This is a genomic window from Marinimicrobium agarilyticum DSM 16975 (assembly GCF_000423345.1).
GTDB classification, from domain to species: Bacteria; Pseudomonadota; Gammaproteobacteria; order Pseudomonadales; family Cellvibrionaceae; genus Marinimicrobium; species Marinimicrobium agarilyticum.
The window spans coordinates 92,330-114,345 of record NZ_AUHU01000007.1 but is presented as its reverse complement, the minus strand read 5'-3'; the positions used below and the strand labels follow the sequence as shown (position 1 = coordinate 114,345).

Here is a 22,016-nt window from a genome sequence, read left to right as displayed (position 1 = left end):
GCCACTCTCAAAAGCCAAACAGTTTTGGGTCGCCACCCAACGGAAAATTCGGGACATGATGGCCGACACCCGGGAAGATGTGTCGCGCTCCGGTGTCTGGGTTCGGGTCGGCATCGCCGCCATTGTGTTTTATCTGCTCTTTGCATTGATCATCGGTATCTATTGGAGTATGACCCCGGATCTGTTCTCGGTGCGTGATGGCGTCAGTGCCGAGGTGGAAGAGCGCGGCGGCCAGCGCGAACGCGGCGCGGTCATGACCGCCACGCTGATCAATGTGGCGGAAACCCTGCTGGACAAGCCGGGCGGCTATCTCACCAACGATATTACGCTCCCCGGCTTGTGGCTCGACAACATGCCCAGTTGGGAGTATGGCGTGATCATCCAGGTGCGCGATGCCAGCAAGGCCATGCGCGAAGCGTTCAGTCGCTCCCAGACCCAGTCCCGGGAAGACCAGGACCTGGCGCTGGCCGAGTCCCGCTTCAACTTCAACACCGACAGCTGGATCATGCCCGCCACGGAAAACCAGTACCGGGAGGGTATTGAATACACCCGCGACTACCTGGATCGGCTGACAGGTATTGAACGGGGCGGCAACGCCGAATTTTATACCCGTGCGGATAATCTGCGTTACTGGCTCAGCACCGTGGAGACCCGTCTGGGCAGCCTGTCTCAACGCTTGAGCGCAAGCGTGGGGCAACGCCGGCTCAATACCGACTTCCCCACCCCGATGGGGGAGACCCAAGAAAGCGACTCGGGAGAAGTGCTCGTCGAAACCCCCTGGACGCAGCTGGACGACGTCTACTACGAGGCCCGCGGCTCGGCCTGGGCCATGATTCATCTGCTTAAAGCCGCCGAAATCGAATTCGCCGACGTACTCGAAGACAAGAACGCGCGCGTCAGCCTCGGCCAGATTGTCCGCGAACTGGAGGCCACCCAGCGTCCGGTCATGAGCCCGGTCATTCTCAATGGCAGTGGTTTTGGCGTGCTGGCCAATCACTCGTTGGTCATGGCCTCTTATATTGCCCGTGCCAATGCGGCTTTGATTGATCTGCGCAGCTTGTTGGATCGCGGTTGATCAGCGTGAGCGTTTTACAATAAAAACTATTTCAACCAGAGCTCTCAACACAATTAAGAGAGCCGCTTTAAATCAACCAAAGGAAATCAACGATGAAACGTGAATTATTATCCTCTGTAGCCGTCGCCATGGCGTTGTTGGCGCCGGTTTCTTCTGCACAAAACCCGCTTGATTTTGGCAGCGACATCCGAACCGCCGACCCTTCCGCGCACGTATGGCAGGACGGGAAAATGTACCTGTACACCTCACACGACGAGGAATGCCAACCAGACTTCTTCATGAAAGACTGGCATGTCTTTTCCTCCACCGATCTGGTGAACTGGACTGATCATGGTGCGGTTCTGTCGGTCGATGACCTGTCTTGGGCGGACAACTACGCTTGGGCGCCGGATGCGGCGTATAAAGACGGTAAATACTACTTTGTGTTTCCCGCCGGTACCGGTCACAAGGACCGGGTGAATCCCGAGAAGAGCACCAAGTGGATGGGCATTGGGGTCGCGGTCAGTGACTCGCCGACCGGGCCGTTTAAGGATGCAATTGGCGAGCCCCTGTGGCGCGAGCCTTATGCCAACGACCCCGCCCTGTTTATCGACGACGATGGTCAAGCCTACCTGTATTTCCATGGCAGTAATTTTGATTACTATGTCGCGGAAATGGCCGACGATATGCGCAGCATCAAGGGTGATTTCCAGAAAATGGATATGGGTGGCCATGAGCCCAAAATGGAGGGGCCATGGGTCTTCAAGCGGGGCGATAAGTATTACTTCACCATGCCCGAGGGTAACCGGGTGCTGACGTACTATATGGCGGACTCACCCAAAGGCCCCTGGGAATATCAAGGGGTGATCATGGAGCAGGAGCACGAGAGCAACAACCATCACTCGATTGTCGAGTACAAAGGCCAGTGGCTGCTGTTCTACCATCGGTGGCTGGATACGCCTGAATCCGACTGTAACAAAAAGCAGCGCCATGTCGCGGCCGAATATTTGCAATTTAATGAAGATGGAACTATTCAGAAGGTAAAAAGAACAAAGGAGGGGGTTAGCGACTTTGCCGAGCGGCTTAAAATGGCGCCATAAATCGTTTTCGCCCCGCACCGGTCCGAACTCGGGCCGGTGCGACTCAGTCTTTGGGCCGCAGGGGGCAGTACATGACAGTCGTTCAAAGGAGCCGGAACGCAGAGGGCGGCAGAGAAGGGCGCCGCAAAGACCATTCTGACACCTCTTCATCGGGGACCGTTTTGTTAATCGGGTGTCTGTTCCTGAGTCTTTGTGTGGGCTGTGCCAATTCAGAGCGGCGGCCCGAGCCGGGGAACAAACCCGAAGAATCGAAAGCGGCAGACGCCGAGGGAGCCACAGACTCAGATGTGGTTGATATTGAACCAACCGTGGTTGAGTACACGGACTATAACGACCCACTGATCGGCGTCAATCGCGCGGTATTCGCTTTTAATGATGTCACCTATCGGTACCTACTGATTCCTGCCAGTAAAGGCTATGTGGCCGCGGTGCCAGCACCCGCGCGACAGTCTGTCAGTAACTTTTTCTACAACCTTAAGACCCCAATTTATCTCGTAGGCAACCTGCTGCAGCTGGACTTCGGCGCGGCGGGGGACAACCTGGTGCGTTTTGGCATGAACACCACTACGGGGGTGCTGGGACTTTTTGATACCGCCGATGCTTGGTTGGGAGTAGAAAGGGCGGAAGCGCATCTCGAAGACGCGTTGATCTCTTACGGCGCAGGGTATGGGATCTATGTGGTGATACCGTTCCTGGGCCCTTCGGATCTTCGGAACGCTCCTTCGGAGCTGGCGGATATGGTGCTGAACCCGGTTTTTCACCTGACAGAGAACCCGGAACGCCTGATGATCCAGAGTTTCGATTATCTTCAGGAAAATGCGGCGGGGGCGGATCGCTACAGCACCTTGCGCGAGAAGAGTGAGGACCCTTACATCTACTTCCGCAACATGTACCTGCAAGGGGTTCAGCGCGATGCCGACTACCAGTAATCGCCTCGCCCACCTTCTGACCCATTACCCCAAGACCATCCTGGTTTTCTTCCTGGTGCTGACCTCGGCTTTGGCCTGGCAGGCCACCCGATTTGAAATTGATGCCTCCGCCGATACGCTGCTCACCCGGGACAACGAGCTCTATGTAAAATCCCGGGTGGCCTCCGAGCGCTTCTCTCCCCAGGAGTTTCTGTTGGTGGCCTATCAACCCACCAGCCACTCCGTGCTTTCGGAGCAGAGCTTTGAGGACCTGCGTGCGCTCAGTGACGATCTCCGGAAACTGGAGCGGGTAGAATCCGTTCGATCTATCCTGAATGTGCCCCTATTGAGTTTGGCCGGGGGCAATCTGGCTCAGACGGAGGCTTCGCAGTGGACCATTGAGCAGCAAAATTTTGATAAAGAAACGTTGAGGCGGGCCTTCTCAGGCCACCCCATCTACGAAGATCTGGTCATCAATAAGGACCAGACCGCCACCGCCATTCAAGTGCTGTTCCGCCCGAACGAGGCGCTCGAAGACATCAACCGGCGTATCATTGCGTTAGAGGAAAAGGGGCTGAATGGCGAGCTCACGGACGCCGAGGAGGAGAAACTTCGAACGTTGGAGGAGAAGGCGGCCCCGCTTGAGAAAAATCTCGACGAGCGGAGAATTCGAGAGATCGAAACCATCCGGGGTCTTATCAAGCCGTATGAGGACGATGCCAATCTCTATCTCGGTGGCGTGCATGTATTGGGCTACCAGCTGATCAATATCATCAGAAATGACCTGGTGGTTTTTGGTGGCGCCATTGCAGCGATCATCTGCGCAATATTATTGATCCTCTTCCGGCGATGGCGCTGGGTCCTGATACCGGTACTTTGTTGTGCCTCCAGTGTCATCTGCACAGTGGGCCTGTTGGGGCTGCTCGGGCTCAAGGCGACGGTGATTTCCGCGAATTTCATCGCTCTGCAACTGATACTCACGCTGGCGATTGTGATGCATCTGATCGTGCAGTACCGTGAGTACAGTGCGGCCCACGGGGACTGGAGTCAGTCGCAACTGATTCAGACCACACTCGCTCGCAAAGTCCGCCCCTGTCTTTACGCCGGTGTTACCACGTCCATTGGTTTTGCTTCCCTGATTGTGACTGACATCCAGCCGGTGATTGCCTTCGGCTGGATGATGATAATTGCCATGGGCCTGTCCATTGCGGTCAGTCTGGTGCTGTTTCCCGCACTATTGGCGTTGTTTGGCCGGGAAGCGCCAGCGGGGGAGTCCCGACTCTCCGGCGCGGTGCTTCGAGGGTTTACCCATATTTCCCTCCGTTGGGGGCGCGGCACGGTGATCGCGAGTCTTCTTGTGGGGCTTCTGGCATTGGCGGGCCTGTTCGGGCTCAGTGTCGAGAACAGTTTCATCAACTACTTCCGAGACTCCACCAAAGTCCATCAGGAGCTGGCGTTTATTGACCGGGAGCTGGGTGGATCGACCCCCATGGATCTGGTCTACACCATCCCCGAAGAGGAGCAGTCCAAGGAAGAGGACCTGGTTATTACTGCCGATACCGTTCAACAGCTTCAGCGCATTCAGAAGCTGCTGAATGAATACGAGGCAGTGGGGAAGACGCTGTCCATCGTCAACCTCACGGCGCTCGGAAGGCAGATCAATAACGATAAACCCTTAACCGAGTACGAGCTCACCTCCGTGTATTGGACCGTTGATAAAGCGTTGCGCGAAGAGCTGATTGGTTCCTATTTCAATCGAGAGGCCCAACAGGCCCGAATCAGCATTCGCATACAGGACACCACCGAAGGGCTGGACCGGGACCAGTTGCTGGCCGATATCCGCGCGGATCTTCACGCATTGGGTGTGCCGGAAGGCCGTTATGAGTTGACCAATCTGTTTGTCCTGTATCAGGATATTTTGCAGAAGCTGTTCAAGTCCCAGGTATTGTCCCTGGCCATCGTGTACCTATTGCTCACGCTGGCCTTTCTGGTTCTGTTTCGTTCTTGGCGCATGGCGTTGATCGGTATTGCTCCTAACGTCCTGTCGACGCTGACCGTGCTTGGTGTGATGGGCTGGCTCGGAATACCCTTGGATCTGATGACCATCACCATCGCCTCCATTGCCATGGGCATCGCGGTGGATGACACCATTCACTACATGCATCGGTATCGCGAGGAGGTGGCGGCCCAAGGTCCCGAAGAAGCCTTAAGACGTACCCATTCATCGGTTGGCTATGCGCTGCTTTTTACGACCACCGTTATTATGGTCGGGTTCTCTATGCTTATCTTGTCCGATTTCCTGCCGAGTGTCTATTTCGGCATTTTGTCCGGTTTGGCCATGTTGACGGCACTGGTCGCCGACCTGACCCTGCTGCCCGTTCTGCTCCGCCGGTATGTTGGGCAGTCGCTCTGATGCCGTGCTCTCGCGTTGGCGCTAAAGTTCCGCGAAAACGTTTTATTTTTTGATGGTGATTATTTCTGAAACGGTAGTGGTACCATCAAATAGAGACGCTCGAATCAGGTGACGTCCGGGGCAAGAGGAGTATACCCACAAGGTGCCGAAATCGGGGGGCTCGTTGAAACCTTGTAAGCTGTATGAATCGCACCCGGGAGGCGCTTGGACATAGTCCCACTCAAATGAAAGATAGTCTTGATCAGGATCGTTGCTCAAACTGAAGTCGAGCGTAGTGGAATAGATGCTATCCTGAGCTTTGATAACGGTCCATTGAAGTACCGGAGGGCGGTTAGTGTGTGGGAAGTCTGGAAATTTAGACTGAGGGAACGACGAGTAACGCGCGTTTTTCCTGTCGGACGTCAGTTTAAGCCCCAGTTTCCATTCCTCATCCAAGTGAAAGTCGAACTCCTGAAGGGTGTAATTTTCTCCTTTTTGCCTGACCCAGGAATTTCCCACAAGCCCGCTTTCAACATCCACATAACCCCAACGGTTATGGTAAATTTTTCCTTGAGGAGATACGCCGTTAACGAATAAGTCCTCAGTGTAATAAAGTTCACCTAAAACTGAGTTCACCAAGGTAAGCATAATTGTGTATTGGCGGTGGTCATTCAGCTCCACCAAGCCGTCTACCATTGTATACTCATCGTCCCGGTGAAAAGTCAATTGTCGAAAGAGGGCTTCTCTCTTGTCAGGTTTCCTGAGTAAGTTCAGTCGGCTCTTTAAGACGATTTGTCCAGTGACAGTGCCTTTTGCAGTAACACAGTTGTTATAAGTAATTATTTCTACAAGGTGGTCAGAGAACTCAAGGGCCTCGCGATCTCTGGAGCCTGTCTGACAGGACATGTTCCGCATATTGACCGGCTTGTAATCCCTGTGAAAAGGAAACGGCTTCTGCAGGTCCATGTCATTGCCTACCGAGTAGGCTGCGGCGAGCATTTCAAAAAGGGCCCAAGCAAAATGCGGGCCGTTTTCTTGGGTGATTGTGGCTCGGTTGAAAGATCCTGTGTACTGAGGTTTTTGAACAGAGGGTTGGAAGTTGCTGATGGAAGCCAACTCAAATAGGTTGGCAGGGACCGGCTCTTTTTCTGGTAGCTGGGTAGCCTTTTCTTTGCGAGACTCACTCCCTCCCCCACAGCTGGCAAGGGTGATGATGAGTAAAGCAGCAATGAGCATGCGCGAAGGGTTCATCGGGGTCTCCTGTCCCAATCCGTGGGCGATATGCTACTCAGAGCAACGCCAGTTATTGTTCGTTAAAAGCTTCACGTAGTCAAAAGTACCACATCATAAAGGGGCTAGGAACCCGTCGCTTCACCACCATCGGCGCACTTCGCTCCGGTAGTGGCTGTACTCTTCGCCATAGATATCGGCGAGGGCGCGTTCTTCCCGCCGGGCCTGCAGTGCGATGACAAGGACACCCGCCACCAGGCAGATAAGCGTAAACACACTGGGCAGCGCCATAAAGAGCCCAAGCTGGCCCAGCATGATGCCCAGAAACAGCGGGTTGCGGGTGCGACCATAAGGGCCCTGGGTCAACAGGGGGTGGCGCTTGTGCGGGTCGATGCCCGAACGCCAGTCCTGGCGCATGTAGGCGTGGACGTAGCTGATGATGCTGTAGGAGGCCAGCAGGGCCGCCACACCGGCAAGTAAAATCGGCGGTTGGTAAAGGGCAGGGATGATGCCCAGCCAGCGATCAATCTCTGGCCACAGGATGCGCGCCAGGCATACCAGCAGGATAGTGGCTCGAAAAACATTGAAGGTCTGCCGGTACCACCAGGTGGCGGAGCCCGTTCTGCCATATTGGATGTGGCTCACACCTGTACGCCGCCATAGGCCCAGGCTGGTGCTGATGTAATGCAGGCCAATGAACAGGAAGTAGTAACCGAGAAAATGGCGGGACAATAAATCGATATCGGGCATGGGGGTTCTGTGACAAAGAGTGAATCAGGGGGCTCGTGTGGCTTTTCCAAAAGTGTTATGTGAGGGCTTCCTGATCCCTGTATAACGAATGGTAGCGGATAGAGGGGGCTCTTGCCAGCGTCTTTACAGTTAGTGAATACTCGCTCAACAAGGGGCGTCCGCTGTCCCTCGCCCCGCTTATACCTCGTTGTCGCCCCTTAGCAACGCTTCAAACCCGTCCGCCGCCAGTGGCCGGCTGAAGTAAAAACCCTGAGACTGATCGCAGTCGTGGTCTCTGAGGAAGGATTCCTGCTCCACGGTTTCCACGCCTTCGGCGATTACGGTCAAGCTCAGGGTTTTGCCCATGGCGATAATGGCCTGGGTAATGGCCTTGTCCTCAAAGTTGCTGGGAATATCGCGGATAAACGAGCTGTCGACTTTCAGCGTATCGATGGGGAAGCGTTTGATCTGGGCCAGAGAGGAATACCCCACCCCAAAGTCATCTATGGCCAGACGCACGCCGAGCGCCTTGATCCCCTTGAGAATGTCGATGGCCCGGTCGGTGTTCTGCATGACCATGCTTTCGGTGATTTCCAGTTCCAGATTTTCCGCTCGCAACCCGGAGTCCTCCAGCGCCCGTTGAATATCTCCGATCAGGTGCTCGTCAAAGAATTGTCGGGGCGACAGGTTCACAGACATACACACCGGTAGCAGGCCTTGTTTCTGCCAGCGTGCGCTCTGTTCGCAGGCGGTGTTCAGCACCCAGCGGCCGATCAGCACGATCAGACCGGTCTCTTCGGCCAGAGGGATAAAGTCATTGGGTGGTACGACACCCAGTGTTGGGTGTTGCCAACGCACCAAGGCTTCCACGCCCGCTACGGAGCCGGTTTTCAGGTCCCGTTTGGCCTGGTAATGCAGAAATAGCTGGTTCTGTTCCACGGCCCGGCGCAGATGGTTCTCCATGTCTAACCGCTCCAGGGAGCGGGCCTGCAGGTTGGGGGAGTAGAACTGGTAGGTGTTTTTGCCTTCCTCCTTGGCCCGGTACATGGCGATGTCGGCGTTTTTCATCAGGCTCTGGCCGTCGTCGGCATCCGCCGGATACATGCAGATGCCGATGCTGGCGGTCACCCGGCACTCCTGTCCCAGAACGGAGATTGGCTCCACCGCTGTAGCAATCAGCTTCTGGGCGATCAGGCGGGCGTCTTGCTCAGAGTGGATATCCTGCAGTAATACCACGAATTCGTCGCCCCCCAGGCGGGCGACCACATCGCTGGCGCGCAGGTTTTGGGTAAAGCGTTGACCGATGGTTTGCAACAGCTGGTCCCCCGCATCATGGCCGAGGGTGTCGTTGATATTTTTGAAGCGGTCCAGGTCGATGAACAGCACGGCCAGCACACGCTGGTGGCGGCGGGCGGAGTTGACGGCCACATCGAGAATCTGATGGAACATGAAACGGTTGGGAAGCTCTGTCAGGCTGTCGTGGGTGGCGAGGAAGTGCACCCGCTCTTCGGACTGCCGACGTGCGGTGATGTCCTGCCCGATACCCCGGTAGCCGAGAAAGCCTCCGTCGTCGTCGAATACGGGCAGGCCACTCAGGCTGAGAAACCGGGGCGGTTGGCCGGGTCGTTCGCAGCGCATCTCAAACTCCCGGAAGGGTTCGCGCGCGTTTAGTGCCGTGTCCAGTTCGGCCCACCAGCCGTTCAGCGGTTTGCAATGGGGCAGCTCGGACACGCGGCGACCCAGAATATCCACATCGGCGAATCCGGACTTGCCGTTGGGATCGGTCAGGTCAGTGAATTCGCCCCGTTCGTTTTGCTCCCAGTACCAGTCTGAAGACAGTTCGGTCAGGCTGCGAAAGCGTGACTCGCTTCTCCGCAGGGCCAACTCGGCCTTCCTCCGGCGGCTGATGTCTCTGCCAATCCCCACCAACCCCACGATCTTGCCGCTCTTGTTGCGGAACGGAACCTTGCTGGTCAGCAGCCAGCGCGTGTTGCCCGTTGCCTGGTCCACGGTGGGTTCCTCCCGTTCCAGAAGGGGGTCGCCGCTTGTCAGGACTACTTGTTCATCGTCAAGATACTGTTGCGCCAGAGGGGCGGGGAAAAAGTCGAAGTCGTCTTTGCCCAGAATATCGTCGGGGTTGGTGCCCATACTCTCCGCTACCGAGTGGTTAGCGAGCAGGAAACGACTGTTCAGATCCTTGGCGTAGATGTTGTCGGGTAAGGCATCAATCAGGGTGCGCATCAAGCGCCGCTCTTTTTCCAAAGTGGCGGCCAACTGTTCCAGTTCGTTGGTTCTTCGGGCTACGCGCCCCTCAAGTTCGCGGTTAAGCTCTTGTGTTTTGAAGGCACTGTCGCGACTGGCGGATATATCGCGGGTAATCCCCAGCAGACCAACAACTTCTCCCTGAGCGCTTTTCAGGGGAACCTTGGTCGTGGAATACCAGCGGTGCTGGCCGCTGGTAACGTCTAGCATCTGCTCCTCCCGGTCCACCACCGGCTCGCCCGAATGGATGACGCTCTGGTCATCCCGGTAGTAACCCAATGCCAACGCTTCCGGGTAAAAGTCGAAGTCGTTTTTCCCCAACATCTCGTCCGTGGCGGCGCAACCGTAGAGGTTGGCCAGCGCGGCGCTTACGAACATAAACCGGCTTTGCCGGTCCTTGGCGTAAATCAGGTCCAGCGAGTGCGCCGCAAGGGTACGCAATAACAAGTGTTCCATGGAGGTGTCTTGGATGTTGGACATGGGCGACCCCGGTTGGCGCTTAAATTATCTTTGTGGTGCATTATAGAGGGCTTTTAGTCAGATTGTCTTCAAGCCGTCAAAGGCTTTCAGCCGCTCTTGGTCCAGGTTGAGCCAGATCATCATATAGGTTTCTAGCAGACGAAAGCCGTGGGAGCGAGTATTTATAGATAATAATCTGTTCATCCCGGTAGTTCAGGCCCCGCTGGAAGCGCTGGTCCGGTAACCGGGGCCAGAGATCTTGTCAGGCGTCGGGTTGGGCGCTAGCATTGGCAGTCCTTTCGCAACGCAAGAGCCCACAATGGAAGAGACCCTGGAACGACTCAGGGCCGCGCATCAACCGGTGCCGGTCCCCCTGGAACTCCCCAGTCACGAAGATCTGGTGGATGTGGAAGAGGAAGTCCTGATGCCCATTCCGCGGGAGATGCGGCGTTTCCTGCTGTTGGTCAGCGATGTGGTCACCGGCTCTCTGGAGCCGGTCACGGCCGCTGATCCCCACGCCCACAACTATCTGCCGGAGGTGGCGGCGACGGCCTGGGCCATGGGGCTCCCACGCTACCTGCTGCCTCTGTGTGAGGTGAACGGCAATTACTACTGTGTCGAGCCGGAAGGGGAGGTGCTGTATTGGCGCGATGGCGACCTCACCGATGAAGCCTGGGACGACGTCTGGCAGTGGGCCAGCGAGGTGTGGCTGGAAAGCTGAGACGCTGCAGAGAGCTGCTGTAAAAAAGGGGCCGCGTCAGTGGCCCCTTTTTTCGTCTTACTGCTGGCGGCTCTTAATTCACCGCTGATGGCTCCTTAGTTCACCGCTGAGGGCTCTTAGTGAAGCTCATCGTGAAACCCGCCCGGGCCACTGGAGCCTTTGGGGAAGCGGATGTTCTCCACCATGTCCTGAACGTGGGGTGGGGCGTCCGGCGTGAATTGGCGCACTGTCAAGGCGACGGCCAGGTTCAGCAGCATGCCCACGAAACCGATACCTTCGGGTGAAATGCCCAGCAGCCAGTACTCCCGCGTGTTCGGCAGTAGCGGCTCGAAGAACACGCCCTTGAACACCAGTATGTATCCGGCGGTGAACACCAGGCCGCTCAGCATGCCAGCGACGGCCCCCCACTGGTTCATCGGCTTGAAGAATATCCCCATGATGATCGCCGGGAAGAAACTGGCGGCCGCCAACCCGAAGGCGAAGGCAACCACTTCCGCCACAAACCCCGGCGGGTTGATCCCCAGATAGCCCGCCAGCCCAATAGCGGCCGCGGCGGCCAGGCGTGCGGCGAGCAACTCGTGCTTTTCCGAGATCCGGGGCATGAGGTTGCGTTTGAGCAGGTCGTGGGAGATCGAGGTGGAGATCACCAGTAGCAGCCCGGCGGCGGTCGACAGGGCCGCGGCCAGGCCACCGGCGGCCACCAGGGCGATGACCCAGTTGGGCAGTTCGGCGATTTCGGGGTTGGCGAGGACCATGATGTCCGGGTCGATGGTCATTTCGTTCCGGCTGTCATTACTGTAAAACAGCCGGCCATCGCCATTGTCATCCTTCCACTGAATCAGACCCGTGGTCTCCCAGGTCTCCACCCACTCGGGCATATCCTCGCGAGGGACGCCCTGGGCTTCCGGGCCGTTGATGGTATTGATCATATTGAGACGGGCGAAGGCGCCCACCGCCGGCGCGGTGGTGTAGAGAATGGCGATGAACAGTAGGGCCCAACCGGCGCTTTTGCGGGCGTCCCGGACTTTGGGGACCGTGAAAAAGCGCACGATCACGTGGGGCAGGCCAGCTGTGCCTACCATCAGCGCTGCGGTGATGCAGAACATATCAATGGTGGACTTTTTGCCATCTGTGAAGGCGGTGAACCCCAGCTCCCGGGTGAGGCCATCCAACCGGTCCAGCAGGTGGACCCCGGAGCCATCGGCCAGGGTGTCACCGAAGCCCAGCTGCGGTATCGGGTTGCCGGTGATCAGCAAGCTTATATAAATAGCCGGGACGGTATAGGCGAAGATCATCACGCAGTACTGCGCGACCTGGGTGTAGGTAATGCCTTTCATGCCGCCGAGAACGGCGTAGAAAAACACCACGCCCATGCCGATCAATACGCCAGTGGTGACTTCCACCTCCAGAAAGCGCGAGAAGACCACCCCGACTCCGCGCATCTGTCCCGCCACGTAGGTAAACGATACGAAAATGGCACAGATGACGGCTACGGTGCGGGCCATCTGGGAGTAGTACCGGTCGCCGATGAAGTCGGGCACGGTAAATTTGCCGAACTTCCGCAGGTAGGGTGCCAGGCACAGCGCGAGCAGCACGTAGCCACCGGTCCAGCCCATCAGATACACGCTGCCATCGTAACCGAGAAAGGCGATCAGGCCGGCCATGGAGATGAAGGAAGCGGCGGACATCCAGTCAGCCGCGGTGGCCATGCCGTTGGCAATGGGGTGCACGCCGCCGCCGGCGACGTAGAAGTCCCCGGTGCTGCCGGCCCGGGACCAGATGGCAATCGCGATATAGAGGGCGAAGGTACTACCTACCGCCAGGTAGATTAAGGTTTGCTGGTCCACGGCTTACTCCTCGTCTTCCCGGACACCAAAGCGGCGATCGAGCTGGTTCATCTTGAGCACGTATACGAAAATCAACACCAGGAAGGTGTAGATCGAACCCTGCTGGGCGAACCAGAAGCCGAGCTTGAAGCCGCCGAGTCGGAACTGATTCAGCCAGTCCACGAACAGAATGCCGGCCCCGAAAGAAACGATAAACCAGATACTCAAGAGGACAACGAGCAGTTTGATGTTGGCACGCCAGTACTGTTTGGCGGCCTCCTTAGACTGAAAAGCCATGGTGTAGCTCCCACTATTATGATTATCGGTAGGGGTCCAAGTGAAAAGGAAAACGAGGAATCTGTCAATTTAAAGAGCCCTTTAGTCCTTTCGGAGGCCGTTGGCGTGATATGCAGCATTTTTCAGAATGTCGATATTGTGATTGGAAGTGAGGCGAAAGTCCGGTGATTTCGTTGAGTTATAGTATTAAATTATTTTTTTATTATGTGACTATATTACTTACAAATCGCTTTTAGTGTGGTTAGTATCGGCCGCGAGCACCCTGATGGTCACCATCACGGAGCGATTTGAAGACCGATCCGGTCAGGCAGGTTCAAAGGCAATCTCCGTGGAATAATCGATAAATACAGAAGGAGAGATTCATGTTTAAGAACTTAATCGTTAAATCAACCGTAGCGCTTGTGCTGGGCCTTATGGCCTCCACATCTCTGGCGCAAATAGCCGATGGGCGTTACATCATCACCAACGTTCTCAGTGGCAAACCCATGGAGGTCGAAAACGCCAGTCAAGATGATGGCGCCAACATCATCCAGTGGGACTACCTGGGCGGTCAGAACCAGCAATGGGACGTGACCAATCTCGGTAACGGCTACTACTCCATCCGTGCCGCGCACACCGGTAAATCCATTGATGTGTTTGAATGGAACGCCAATGACGGGGCCGATGCACGTCAATGGACGTGGCTGAACGGCACCAACCAGCATTGGGCCATTGATGCGATTGGCAGCGGACAGTATGTGATCACGTCCCGCTTCGCCGGTACCGCGCTCGAAGTCTTTGACTTCAGCACGGCCAACGGCGGCAACATTGGTCTGTGGACCTACTGGGGTGGCGACAGCCAGCGCTGGACCTTTACTCCCGTCGGCCAGAATGGCGGCGGTGGTGGTGCCATTACCGGTTCCTCGTGTCAGTCCACCGGCAGCACATCCGTGTCTTCCACTATCTACGTGACCAGCGGTAGCTATGATGGTGGCTGCCAGACGTTTAATCCGACCTCGGCGCTGGGTGATGGCAGCCAGGACGAAGGCCAGGATCCCGCGTTTCGGGTTGAAAATGGGGCAACCCTGCGCAACGTGATCATTGGCAACAATGGGGTTGACGGTATCCACGTCTACAACGGTGGTACGCTGGACAACATCCATTGGACCAACGTCGGCGAAGATGCCATGACCATTAAATCACCGGGCAGCGTCACCGTTCGCAATGTTGAAGGTTATAACGGCGAGGACAAGTTTATTCAGGTCAACGCTGAATCCGACCTGCATGTGGAGAACTGCATCGTCGATAGCATGGGCAAATTTCTGCGTCAGAACGGCGGCTCAACCTTCCGTACTGACGTCACCGTTGAACGCTGCCGGTTGTCCAACCTTGGCGAAGGTATTTTCCGTTCTGATAGCCCGAATTCCACGGCTTTCATCAGTAACAGTGAAGTGAGCAATGCGGGCGATGTCTGCATCGGGGCTTGGGCGAGCTGCGGTTCTTCGGGGCTCACCAGCTTCTAAAACCTGAACCATCGGGTGCTCAAAAGAACCGTTGTATCTCAATCAACTGAAGTCTAAAGGCAGCGGCCATCCGGTCGCTGCCTTTATTGTGTGTGGCGTTGCAAACGCACAATGCGGTCGCCGAAAACGAACAGATCACCGGTATCCGGGTGAACCAGTCCGTTGCGAAAGTGCGCCTGCGTATGGGTCGGCAGCCGCGCCCAACTAAGGCCTTCGTCGACCGAGCGTAAAAGCGTCCCTGACCGTCCCACAATCAAGGGGTATCCCGTATGGGGCTCAATCAGACCCGCGCGTAGCTCAACGCTGACACCACTGTCGGCACCTTGCCAATGAAGGCCCCCGTCGAGGGAACGGATGATTGTGCCCTTCTCACCGAAGGCGATCAGTACGCCACTTTGTGGTATTTCCAGCATACGTCTTAATGTGGCCGTGGTCGGCACGGAGACCTTATGCCAGGTGCGGCCCCAGTCCTCTGTGCGCGCCATGACACCGCCTTCCCCAAAGGCGAAGAGTGCCTGGTGGGATCGGCTGGCAAAACTGCCATACAGGTCCTTGCCGGAAACCGCCGCCAGCTCCACCCGTGTCCAGTTCCTGCCGGCATCCCCGCTCATCGCGAGCAGTCCGCTCTGTCCCACGCTCAGCGCCGTAGAGCCTAGTGCACTGCCATGCCAGAAGTTACGTTCATCGTCGGTCGGTGCACGGTTCCAAGTGCGTCCGTTGTCGGTGGAGAAATAGGGGCCGCCAAAGGCCTCTACCGCTATTGCCGTACTGCCATCGGATGAGGCCATCAAATCAGTGAACGCCTCGCCTGCACTGAAGGGCGTGTGGTGCACGACCGTCCAGTTGCGACCCTGATCGGACGAACGCAGGATCAAGCCTGTGGGGCCGGCGGCAAGCAGCACACCCTTGTCGAGCGATGCCAACGCCCGGTAAGTGGGCGGGGTGCGCGGGTCGGGATAGGTAACGTTGACATAACTCCAGTTTTCGCCAGCGTTGTCTGAGCGCAGTATTTGTCCCAACTCACCCACGATGACAATCGCTCCCGACGGTGTCACCACACCTTCGCGCCAATAGAAGTCGAAGCTGTGCCGTAGCACCTGCCACGAGGCCGCCGCATTCTCGCTCACCGCGCGAAAGCCGCGATTCCCCAACGCGAGGTAGGTCTGCCGTTGGGGGTGGTAGAGTACCTTCACAAAGGACTCGCGAAGGCCGGAGGGCCGCTCTTGCCAGTTTTTGCCGCCGTCATCGGATTGCAATACTGCGCCGTGAGACCCGAAGGCAAGCAGGCGGCGGGTTTGTGGGTCGAATAGAACGTCGCCGAGTGAGTGGCCCGCCCCTTGGTAGGGGGCTTCGATCAGGTGCCAGCTTTCGCCGGCATCATCGCTGTGGAAAATATGACCGTTGTGACTGGTCAGAACAATGGACCGGTGAACCGGATCATAGGCGGCGTCGTTGAAATAGAGGGACTTCTCGGCCTGTACCAGATGCCAGTTGGTGCCCCCATTCCGGGACAGCAGCAAACGACCCCAAGCACTGGTGCCCAGCACCAGATCCTCAAAGACGTGGAAATTCGTTATGGGGGTTTCAGTGTCCGCGCGCTGGATGGTCCATGCCGCACCGTCTTCGGAGGTGCCGACCAATCCATTTTCGCCCCCCACCAGCACGCGGCCTTGGTCTTTCACCCAAGTCAGAGTCAGCAGGTCGTCGTCGGTATCGATGCGACTTGTCTGCCAACGGTTGCCGCCATCAATAGAGCTGAGGAAATGGCCGTCGGCGGCCACTGCCAACCATAGACCCTTCTCGGGAACAGGGAGGCCGGCTTCCGGGCGAATGTAGAGTACATCGTTAATCGACAGGGCGAAGGTGTCGGGTGTTTTTGTTTGCCAATGGTCGCCCTGGTCCGAGGAGACAAGCAAGGTGCCCGCTTCACCCACCGCGACCCAGGTGCCCGCGTTGTCAAAGCCAAGCTGTAGAATTTCTGCAGTGGTGGGCGTATCGAGCTGGTGCCAGCGCTCCCCGTCCGAGGAACGCATCACCACGCCGTCGCTGCCCCATGCCACATAGTCGCCGGAGTCGGGCGCGATGGCACCGCCGGTGAAATCGGGGTCCAGCACCTCGGCACGGTATAGGATAGGCCCCTCGGAGCTTGGAGCGGGCGCGTTTAAGAATGGCGTGGCGAGCAGAATGGCGCCCGCAAGCGCGATAAGGGCGACAACAGATTTTGGATTTTGCATGGCATGGGCTATGGGTTTTTGTCGTTATAGGAATAGGCGGCCCATTCAAACACGTTCAACCGATCACGGCTATGGCACAGGTCACAGGCTATAGGGCCCGCAGGGACCACCAAGATCCTCCAAGGAAGGAAAGCGTGTGCACGTTATGGGTTGAGCTATTCATTCGTTACCTCAAAACGCAGCATCCCGATCATCTGATTGGCCTCGGTTACCACCTGTACCTGCCAGTGGCCCACAGCGTTTTCGGGGAAGTGTTGCTTATGGGTCCAGGCCCGATAACCTTCCTGTCGACCGCCCTGAATATCCAGGGCAATGGTGTCCACCACTTCGCCCTCGTGCCGCCAGACGTGGTAGATCCGCTCCTTCAGCCCCCGGGGGGCGCGAATGGCGGTATAGGCGAACAGGCCATTCTTGTGCAGGGCTTCGTCAGTGAGATGCGCCACTGAGCGGCCCGGTTGTTTTTCGTCATAGTCGACGTCGAAGCTGATGGACACATGCGTCAGCCAGAGGGTGGCGGGGGGCACCCAGAGTCGAGCTTGCCAGCCGCTGAACCCCAATACCAACACAACGCCGACTAACGCCAGGCCTCGCCACCATCGACGCGGCGGCAGCGCCTTGATAATACTGGGAATGGCGAGCACCACGGCGGTCCCCAGTGCCCAGGGATAACTTTGGGCGGTGCTCAGGTGCAGGATGATGGGCAGTGCAGTCAACAATACAGCAAACAGGGCCAACGAATGAAACCCCAGGTAAATCCAGCGCCGTCGGGCCAAGTGGTTGTAGTAAATGGGGTCGATCACCGAAACCAGGGCGGCCAGACAAAGCAGTGCCATAAACACCACCTGGCCGCTGTTCCAGGTCAGGGTGAAAAAGAAGAACGGGAGCACAAAAAAGAGGCTTTCCTGATGCACCATCTGGGTAATGAAATGCAGAGCCGGGCGGGGAACCCGGACTTTCAATAGCCGCAGGGCGTTGCGCCGCAGAGTGTTCTCGGCCATGAGCCAGACCCAGCTGGCGAGCATCATCAACGCCACCACCTGTGCCAGTGCCGGTTTGCGTTCCACCAGGAAGAAGCTGCCCACCCCCGACACGAAGCCCGCCCACGCCAAGGCTCGAGGATGTTGTTTCAACCACAGGATAAAGCCGTCGATCATCCGCCGGTAAAGCGGACGAGGCCGCTCCGGCTCGTGGTTGATATCGGAGGGACCATTCATAGGTTGGCTACCGTGTCATCACCGAGGGCTCTAAGAACCATCTTGACTCCTTTATGTTCCCTGGCTGGCAGAGGCCGGGCGTTTCTGGGTACAGTACCCAGGAGGGTAAACCGTATTGACGGTATTGAATCGGCGAAGAGGATAACACTATGACGAAACATGGATCACTTTCGAGATGGCGTTCCGCACTCGGCTTTTGGCTGCTCACGTTCTTTTTCTCTGTAGGGGCCGCCGCCGAGGTGACCGTTCACGAGGATATTCCCTGGGCCGAGCCCGGCGGGACAACGCTGACCGTCGACATCTATACCCCGAAAGGCGCCGCTACAAAGCCGGCGGAAGAGGGCTTTCCGGTGGTGGTGATCTATCACGGTGGGGGTTGGCTCATCAATGATGAAAGCATTATGGATTCCACCGCCCGCTATCTGGCGGAGAACGGCGGGTTTGTGGTGGCCAATATGAATTACCGGCTGCTGCCTGACAACGACAATACCACCTACATGAATGAGATCATTGAAGACGTGTTCGGTGGTCTGCTTTGGGTGAAAGACCACATTGCGCAGTACGGCGGGGACCCGAGCCGGGTAGCGGTGACCGGTGACAGTGCCGGTGGGCACCTGAGCGCCATGATTCTTACGGCCGGCCGTCGGTTGAGCAGCGACGGGCTTTCCAACGACCCACCGGGTTTTACCCCAACCTATCTGCCCGACGGCAAAACGGCCGAAGCCGTGGCGGTTGAGGATGGCCTGGCCGTGCAGGCGGCCGTGCTGAGCTACGGAGCGTTCGATCTGCACGCGGCGGCCAAGGGGGGCTTTGAAACCCGGAATAATTTTTTCTGGCAGCTGGCGGGCGTTGAAGCGCGGGGCCTGTTTGGCGAAGGCGTCAATGTCGAGGATGACCCGGAACTGTATCGGGCGGTGTCTCCCATCTACCTTGTGCCGGAGGCGGACGCCTACGATTTGCCGCCAATGTTCGTGCATGTGGGCAGTGAAGATACCACCACGCCCCCCGAGGCGGTGGAAGCGTTTGTCGGGACGCTACGGGAGAAGGGACACGACGTGGTGTACAAGGTTTACGAAGGGAAGAATCACGCGTTTCTGGATAGCGGCTGCAACGAGCACCTGGGCAACTGTTTTGATGAGGATGCGCCGGATACCCTGGATGACATGATCGAATTTTTAAACCGTCATTTGCGTTGAGCCTGCGAGCTGAGCGCCCGGGTGGCGCTCAGCTCGTCTGCCTATCAAGGTGTCACCAGACAGCCCTGAAAACGCCGTAACAACTGGGTGTGTTCCGGGTCTGGCACGGCGGCCAACCCCAGCCATTCGCTCATCAGGTTATCAATAGACTCCTCCGACTTGCCCAGGCCCTGCTGTAATAACTCCATCTGGTAAGCCATACGCTGCGCCTTGTCCTCTTCGGGTGTCGGTTGCTCGGCCAGAATTTCGGCACGAATGCACAGCAGTCTCATGGCGTCCCGGTTCCGCTGCTGGTCGGCGCCGCTCAATTGCTCGGCGTTCGCCATGCGTTGCTGGAGCAGGGCCTGGGCGTCTCCGGGCCAGTGTTCCACCGCGTCCAGAGCGATCTCCGCTTCTTCCCGGGCCGCGGCGGGCGCGCTGCCTTCCAGGCTGGCCAGTTCAAACGCCCGAACCGCTTCAGCGGCGTTGAAAAGTTGTTGGCGCTGGCGCTCTTTGGCTTCGGTGCGAGCCTGTTGCTGCTTCTGCTCTAGCGCTTTCAGTGTCTGATAAAACTCGTCATTGAGCGTCTGTGCCTGGTTGCGTGGTAACTCATTGAGCTGCTTGTAGGCGGTTTTGAGCTCATCGACCTTGGCCCGTTGGGCGCCGGCGCTGTCGAGCGGTGAGGTTTGCAGCGCCTTGAGGGATTGAATCAGTTGTTTCGCTTCCTCGGCCTGTGCCTGACGAGCCTGATCGGCTGCATCGAATTCGGCCTGGCGGCGGGCGAAAATCGCGTCGCAGTGCGCCCGGAACTGCTTCCACAGCGCCTGGTCTTCTCTCGGGCGACATTGACCCACCTGTTTCCATTGCGCCTGCAGTTGCTTGGCGCTTTCAATGGCCTGAGGTAAATCGCTCAGTTCGCACAGCTCTTTCGCGCGGGCCACCAGCGCCTCTTTGGTGGCCCGATGGGCGTCATAGCCCTCGCTGAGTTTGGCGTGCAGTTGGTCCATTAACGGTTCGAACCGTTCCTCTTGAGCTTTGATCGCTTGCCGAGGCACGGGCCAGGCGTCACGCCATTCGCGCCGGGCCTGCTTGAGGGTGTGCTCCACATCCTTCCAGACCGGGGCGTCCCAGTGGTAGCCATTGAGGTATAGTTGGACCTGTTCGATCAACTCTTCCCGTTTGGCCTGGTTGGCTTCCCGCTCGCGAGCCTGAGCTTCAAAAAATTCTTTGCAGGGCTCGAAGGCCCGGTGCGAGGCTTCCTGGAACTGGTGCCACAGGTCCTCGTCGTGGTGAGGGACGCCCTTGCTGACTTCGCGCCAGTCGTCCTGCAGGTGATGAATTTTCCGGGCCAGTTCCTCCGGGTTCATCTGACTGTTTTCCAGCGCCTGCATGGAGCGGATCAGCGCCTCTTTCTTCGGCGTAACGGCAAACTCGTGCCAGTCGCTCAGGCGTTCTATGGCCTGGTCCAGTTCTTCGAGTTTGCCGGTCAAGTGAGCGGAAACGGGGCCCACGCTCTCGCGCTTTTCATGGCTGGCCCTGTGCAGGCCCCGCGCCCGGCGGACCTGGCCGCGTTGGGCAGCGCTCAAGCCTTGCCGCACTAACCCTTCCAGTTCGCGCTGTTGTTTCCGTTGCGCCTGAAGGTCGGCCTGTTCTGCCTCTTCGGCTTCTTTCAGCTCGTTCAGGACGGTGGTGATGGCCTCGGGCGCATCCGGCCACTGGCGGGCTCCCTTGAGCAATTGTTTCAGCCTCTGGCGCGCCTGCTGGCGCTGCTCGGCATCCTCACTGTGCCAGCGTTCCAGCCATTCGGGGAGGGCGCCCTGGTCGCGCAGTTGGCTCAACAGTTCGGCGGCGCGATTGTGTTCCCGCTCGACGCGATTTCTCGCCTTCTCGGATAGCGCCTCGCGGTCCACCTCTTGCAGTGAGCCCGCCAGGTTTTGGAGCTGCTCTTCCCAGTGGGCGTCGTGAAGCTGCTCGGCGGTGGCCTGGTACAGTTTGGCGCGCAGCTCGTGAATCTCGCCTTCCAGCTGTTCGGCCCGGGCCCGGCGCTCGGCTTTTTCCGCCGCTTCGGCCTCGGCTTGTGCGGCAAGCTGCGCCTGTTCGGCGGCGCGCTCGGACTCGCGCTGACGGTAGGCGTCAAAGGCGCTTTCGTAACGCTGTTTCAGAGCCTCGGGCGGTTCGACCGAGAGCTCTCTCCAGTCCTGCTGAAGTTTGTCGAGCTTGGCCTCGAACTGGGGGTCGTTTTCCGTTTTCAGCAACGATTCCAGTTTCTCGCAAATGACCAAAGCCTGGGCTTCGGCCTCGGCCCGGCGGGCATCTTCCGCCTTGAAGGCGTCGAGACGCTGCTTGGCCAGCTTGTAGACGGTTTTGTCGCGCCCCTGGGCGGCCTTCTGAAGCTGCTCCAGCTCCGGGCGTGTGGTGATTTTTTCCGCAGCGGCGCGGCGTATCTGAATGCTGGCCCCCTGAACCGCCAGCTCCAGTAACACCGCCGGCTCGTTGATCTGCTCCAATACCTGCTGCCCCGCCCGGGATGAGTAGCTGCTGAGTGCGAGCAACTGGGCTTCGTCCGAAACCGCTTTGCCCAGCTCTTCCAGTGTCAGGTGTTCCTCTTCGAGCAACTGGCCAATGCGTTTGCGCGCGGCCTGCTGCAAGCGGCCCTTGCCATCGCCGAGGGAGAGGTTGAGCAGCGTCTGATTGTAGCTGAGGTGGTTCAGGGCGGCCTCTCGCAGGGCTTCCTGGGTGTCACTTTGCACCAGCGCCAGAAGCTCGGACTCCGAGCGGGTCTCAAGCGCCTTGATTTGCTCGTCCAGAGAGGGTTGGCGGTTTCGGGCGCCGAATAAACGCTTCAGTGGTGCCATAGCAGTGTCAGCTCATTATTGACTATTAGGAATCCATGAGACCCATTGTACTTCAGCC

At 57.8% G+C, this 22,016-nt stretch carries 15 protein-coding genes; 7 read left to right on the top strand and 8 right to left on the bottom strand.

Features of this window, described 5'->3' with window-relative positions; translation table 11 throughout:
• Window positions 1-55 precede the first annotated feature (55 nt).
• The 4 genes from G547_RS0108950 (at window position 56) to G547_RS0108935 (ending at window position 5,475) form a co-directional block, all read left to right on the top strand.
• Window positions 56-1,075, top strand: a complete 1,020-nt coding sequence (locus G547_RS0108950; protein ID WP_425411494.1) for a DUF2333 family protein — start codon at window positions 56-58, stop codon at window positions 1,073-1,075.
• A gap of 92 nt (window positions 1,076-1,167) precedes the next feature.
• Window positions 1,168-2,154, top strand: coding sequence for a family 43 glycosylhydrolase (locus tag G547_RS0108945; protein WP_027329566.1), 987 nt, complete (start codon window positions 1,168-1,170; stop codon window positions 2,152-2,154).
• Between the two features lie 287 nt (window positions 2,155-2,441).
• Window positions 2,442-3,083, top strand: coding sequence for an MlaA family lipoprotein (locus G547_RS20775; protein ID WP_169449437.1), 642 nt, complete (start codon window positions 2,442-2,444; stop codon window positions 3,081-3,083).
• Window positions 3,067-5,475: an efflux RND transporter permease subunit gene (locus tag G547_RS0108935; protein ID WP_036187846.1), complete on the top strand. Its 2,409-nt coding sequence runs from the start codon at window positions 3,067-3,069 to the stop codon at window positions 5,473-5,475. Before G547_RS20775 ends, G547_RS0108935 begins: the two co-directional genes overlap by 17 nt.
• Window positions 5,476-5,517: 42 nt before the next feature.
• On the opposite strand, the gene G547_RS0108930 is transcribed toward G547_RS0108935, so the two are convergent.
• The 3 genes from G547_RS0108930 to G547_RS22630 form a co-directional block, all read right to left on the bottom strand.
• The gene (locus G547_RS0108930) at window positions 5,518-6,705 is read right to left on the bottom strand and encodes a hypothetical protein (protein ID WP_027329564.1); all 1,188 of its coding nucleotides are present in this window, start codon (window positions 6,703-6,705) and stop codon (window positions 5,518-5,520) included.
• A 120-nt stretch (window positions 6,706-6,825) separates the two neighbouring features.
• Window positions 6,826-7,434 carry a methyltransferase family protein gene (locus G547_RS0108925; protein ID WP_027329563.1) on the bottom strand — a complete coding sequence of 203 codons (609 nt, stop codon included), beginning with the start codon at window positions 7,432-7,434 and terminating at the stop codon, window positions 6,826-6,828.
• Window positions 7,435-7,611: 177 nt separating this feature from the next.
• Complete coding sequence (locus tag G547_RS22630) at window positions 7,612-10,155, bottom strand: sensor domain-containing protein (RefSeq protein WP_051235124.1); 2,544 nt, start codon at window positions 10,153-10,155, stop codon at window positions 7,612-7,614.
• 298 nt (window positions 10,156-10,453) lie between these two features.
• On the opposite strand from G547_RS22630, the gene G547_RS0108915 reads away from it, so the two are divergent.
• Complete coding sequence (locus G547_RS0108915; protein WP_027329562.1) at window positions 10,454-10,855, top strand: SMI1/KNR4 family protein; 402 nt, start codon at window positions 10,454-10,456, stop codon at window positions 10,853-10,855.
• 116 nt (window positions 10,856-10,971) lie between these two features.
• Here G547_RS0108915 and G547_RS0108910 read toward each other — a convergent pair whose 3' ends face one another.
• Both G547_RS0108910 and G547_RS0108905 read right to left on the bottom strand, forming a co-directional pair.
• The gene (locus G547_RS0108910) at window positions 10,972-12,702 is read right to left on the bottom strand and encodes a sodium:solute symporter family protein (RefSeq protein ID WP_027329561.1); all 1,731 of its coding nucleotides are present in this window, start codon (window positions 12,700-12,702) and stop codon (window positions 10,972-10,974) included.
• Window positions 12,703-12,705: 3 nt separating this feature from the next.
• Window positions 12,706-12,978, bottom strand: a complete 273-nt coding sequence (locus G547_RS0108905; RefSeq protein ID WP_027329560.1) for a DUF4212 domain-containing protein — start codon at window positions 12,976-12,978, stop codon at window positions 12,706-12,708.
• Window positions 12,979-13,340: 362 nt separating this feature from the next.
• Here G547_RS0108905 and G547_RS20765 point away from each other — a divergent pair, with 362 nt between their 5' ends.
• Window positions 13,341-14,480 carry a pectate lyase gene (locus tag G547_RS20765; protein WP_051235122.1) on the top strand — a complete coding sequence of 380 codons (1,140 nt, stop codon included), beginning with the start codon at window positions 13,341-13,343 and terminating at the stop codon, window positions 14,478-14,480.
• 83 nt (window positions 14,481-14,563) lie between these two features.
• Here the strand turns inward: G547_RS20765 and G547_RS0108895 are convergent, their stop codons facing one another.
• Both G547_RS0108895 and G547_RS0108890 read right to left on the bottom strand, forming a co-directional pair.
• The gene (locus G547_RS0108895) at window positions 14,564-16,714 is read right to left on the bottom strand and encodes a WD40/YVTN/BNR-like repeat-containing protein (protein WP_027329559.1); all 2,151 of its coding nucleotides are present in this window, start codon (window positions 16,712-16,714) and stop codon (window positions 14,564-14,566) included.
• 155 nt (window positions 16,715-16,869) lie between these two features.
• Window positions 16,870-17,928, bottom strand: a complete 1,059-nt coding sequence (locus tag G547_RS0108890) for a DUF5924 family protein (protein WP_051235120.1) — start codon at window positions 17,926-17,928, stop codon at window positions 16,870-16,872.
• A 149-nt stretch (window positions 17,929-18,077) separates the two neighbouring features.
• Here G547_RS0108890 and G547_RS20760 point away from each other — a divergent pair, with 149 nt between their 5' ends.
• Window positions 18,078-19,124: an alpha/beta hydrolase gene (locus G547_RS20760; RefSeq protein ID WP_084645818.1), complete on the top strand. Its 1,047-nt coding sequence runs from the start codon at window positions 18,078-18,080 to the stop codon at window positions 19,122-19,124.
• A 44-nt stretch (window positions 19,125-19,168) separates the two neighbouring features.
• Here the strand turns inward: G547_RS20760 and G547_RS20755 are convergent, their stop codons facing one another.
• Window positions 19,169-21,958 (bottom strand): DUF349 domain-containing protein, encoded by a 2,790-nt coding sequence (locus G547_RS20755; RefSeq protein WP_051235118.1) that lies wholly within the window; start codon window positions 21,956-21,958, stop codon window positions 19,169-19,171.
• Window positions 21,959-22,016: the final 58 nt, after the last annotated feature.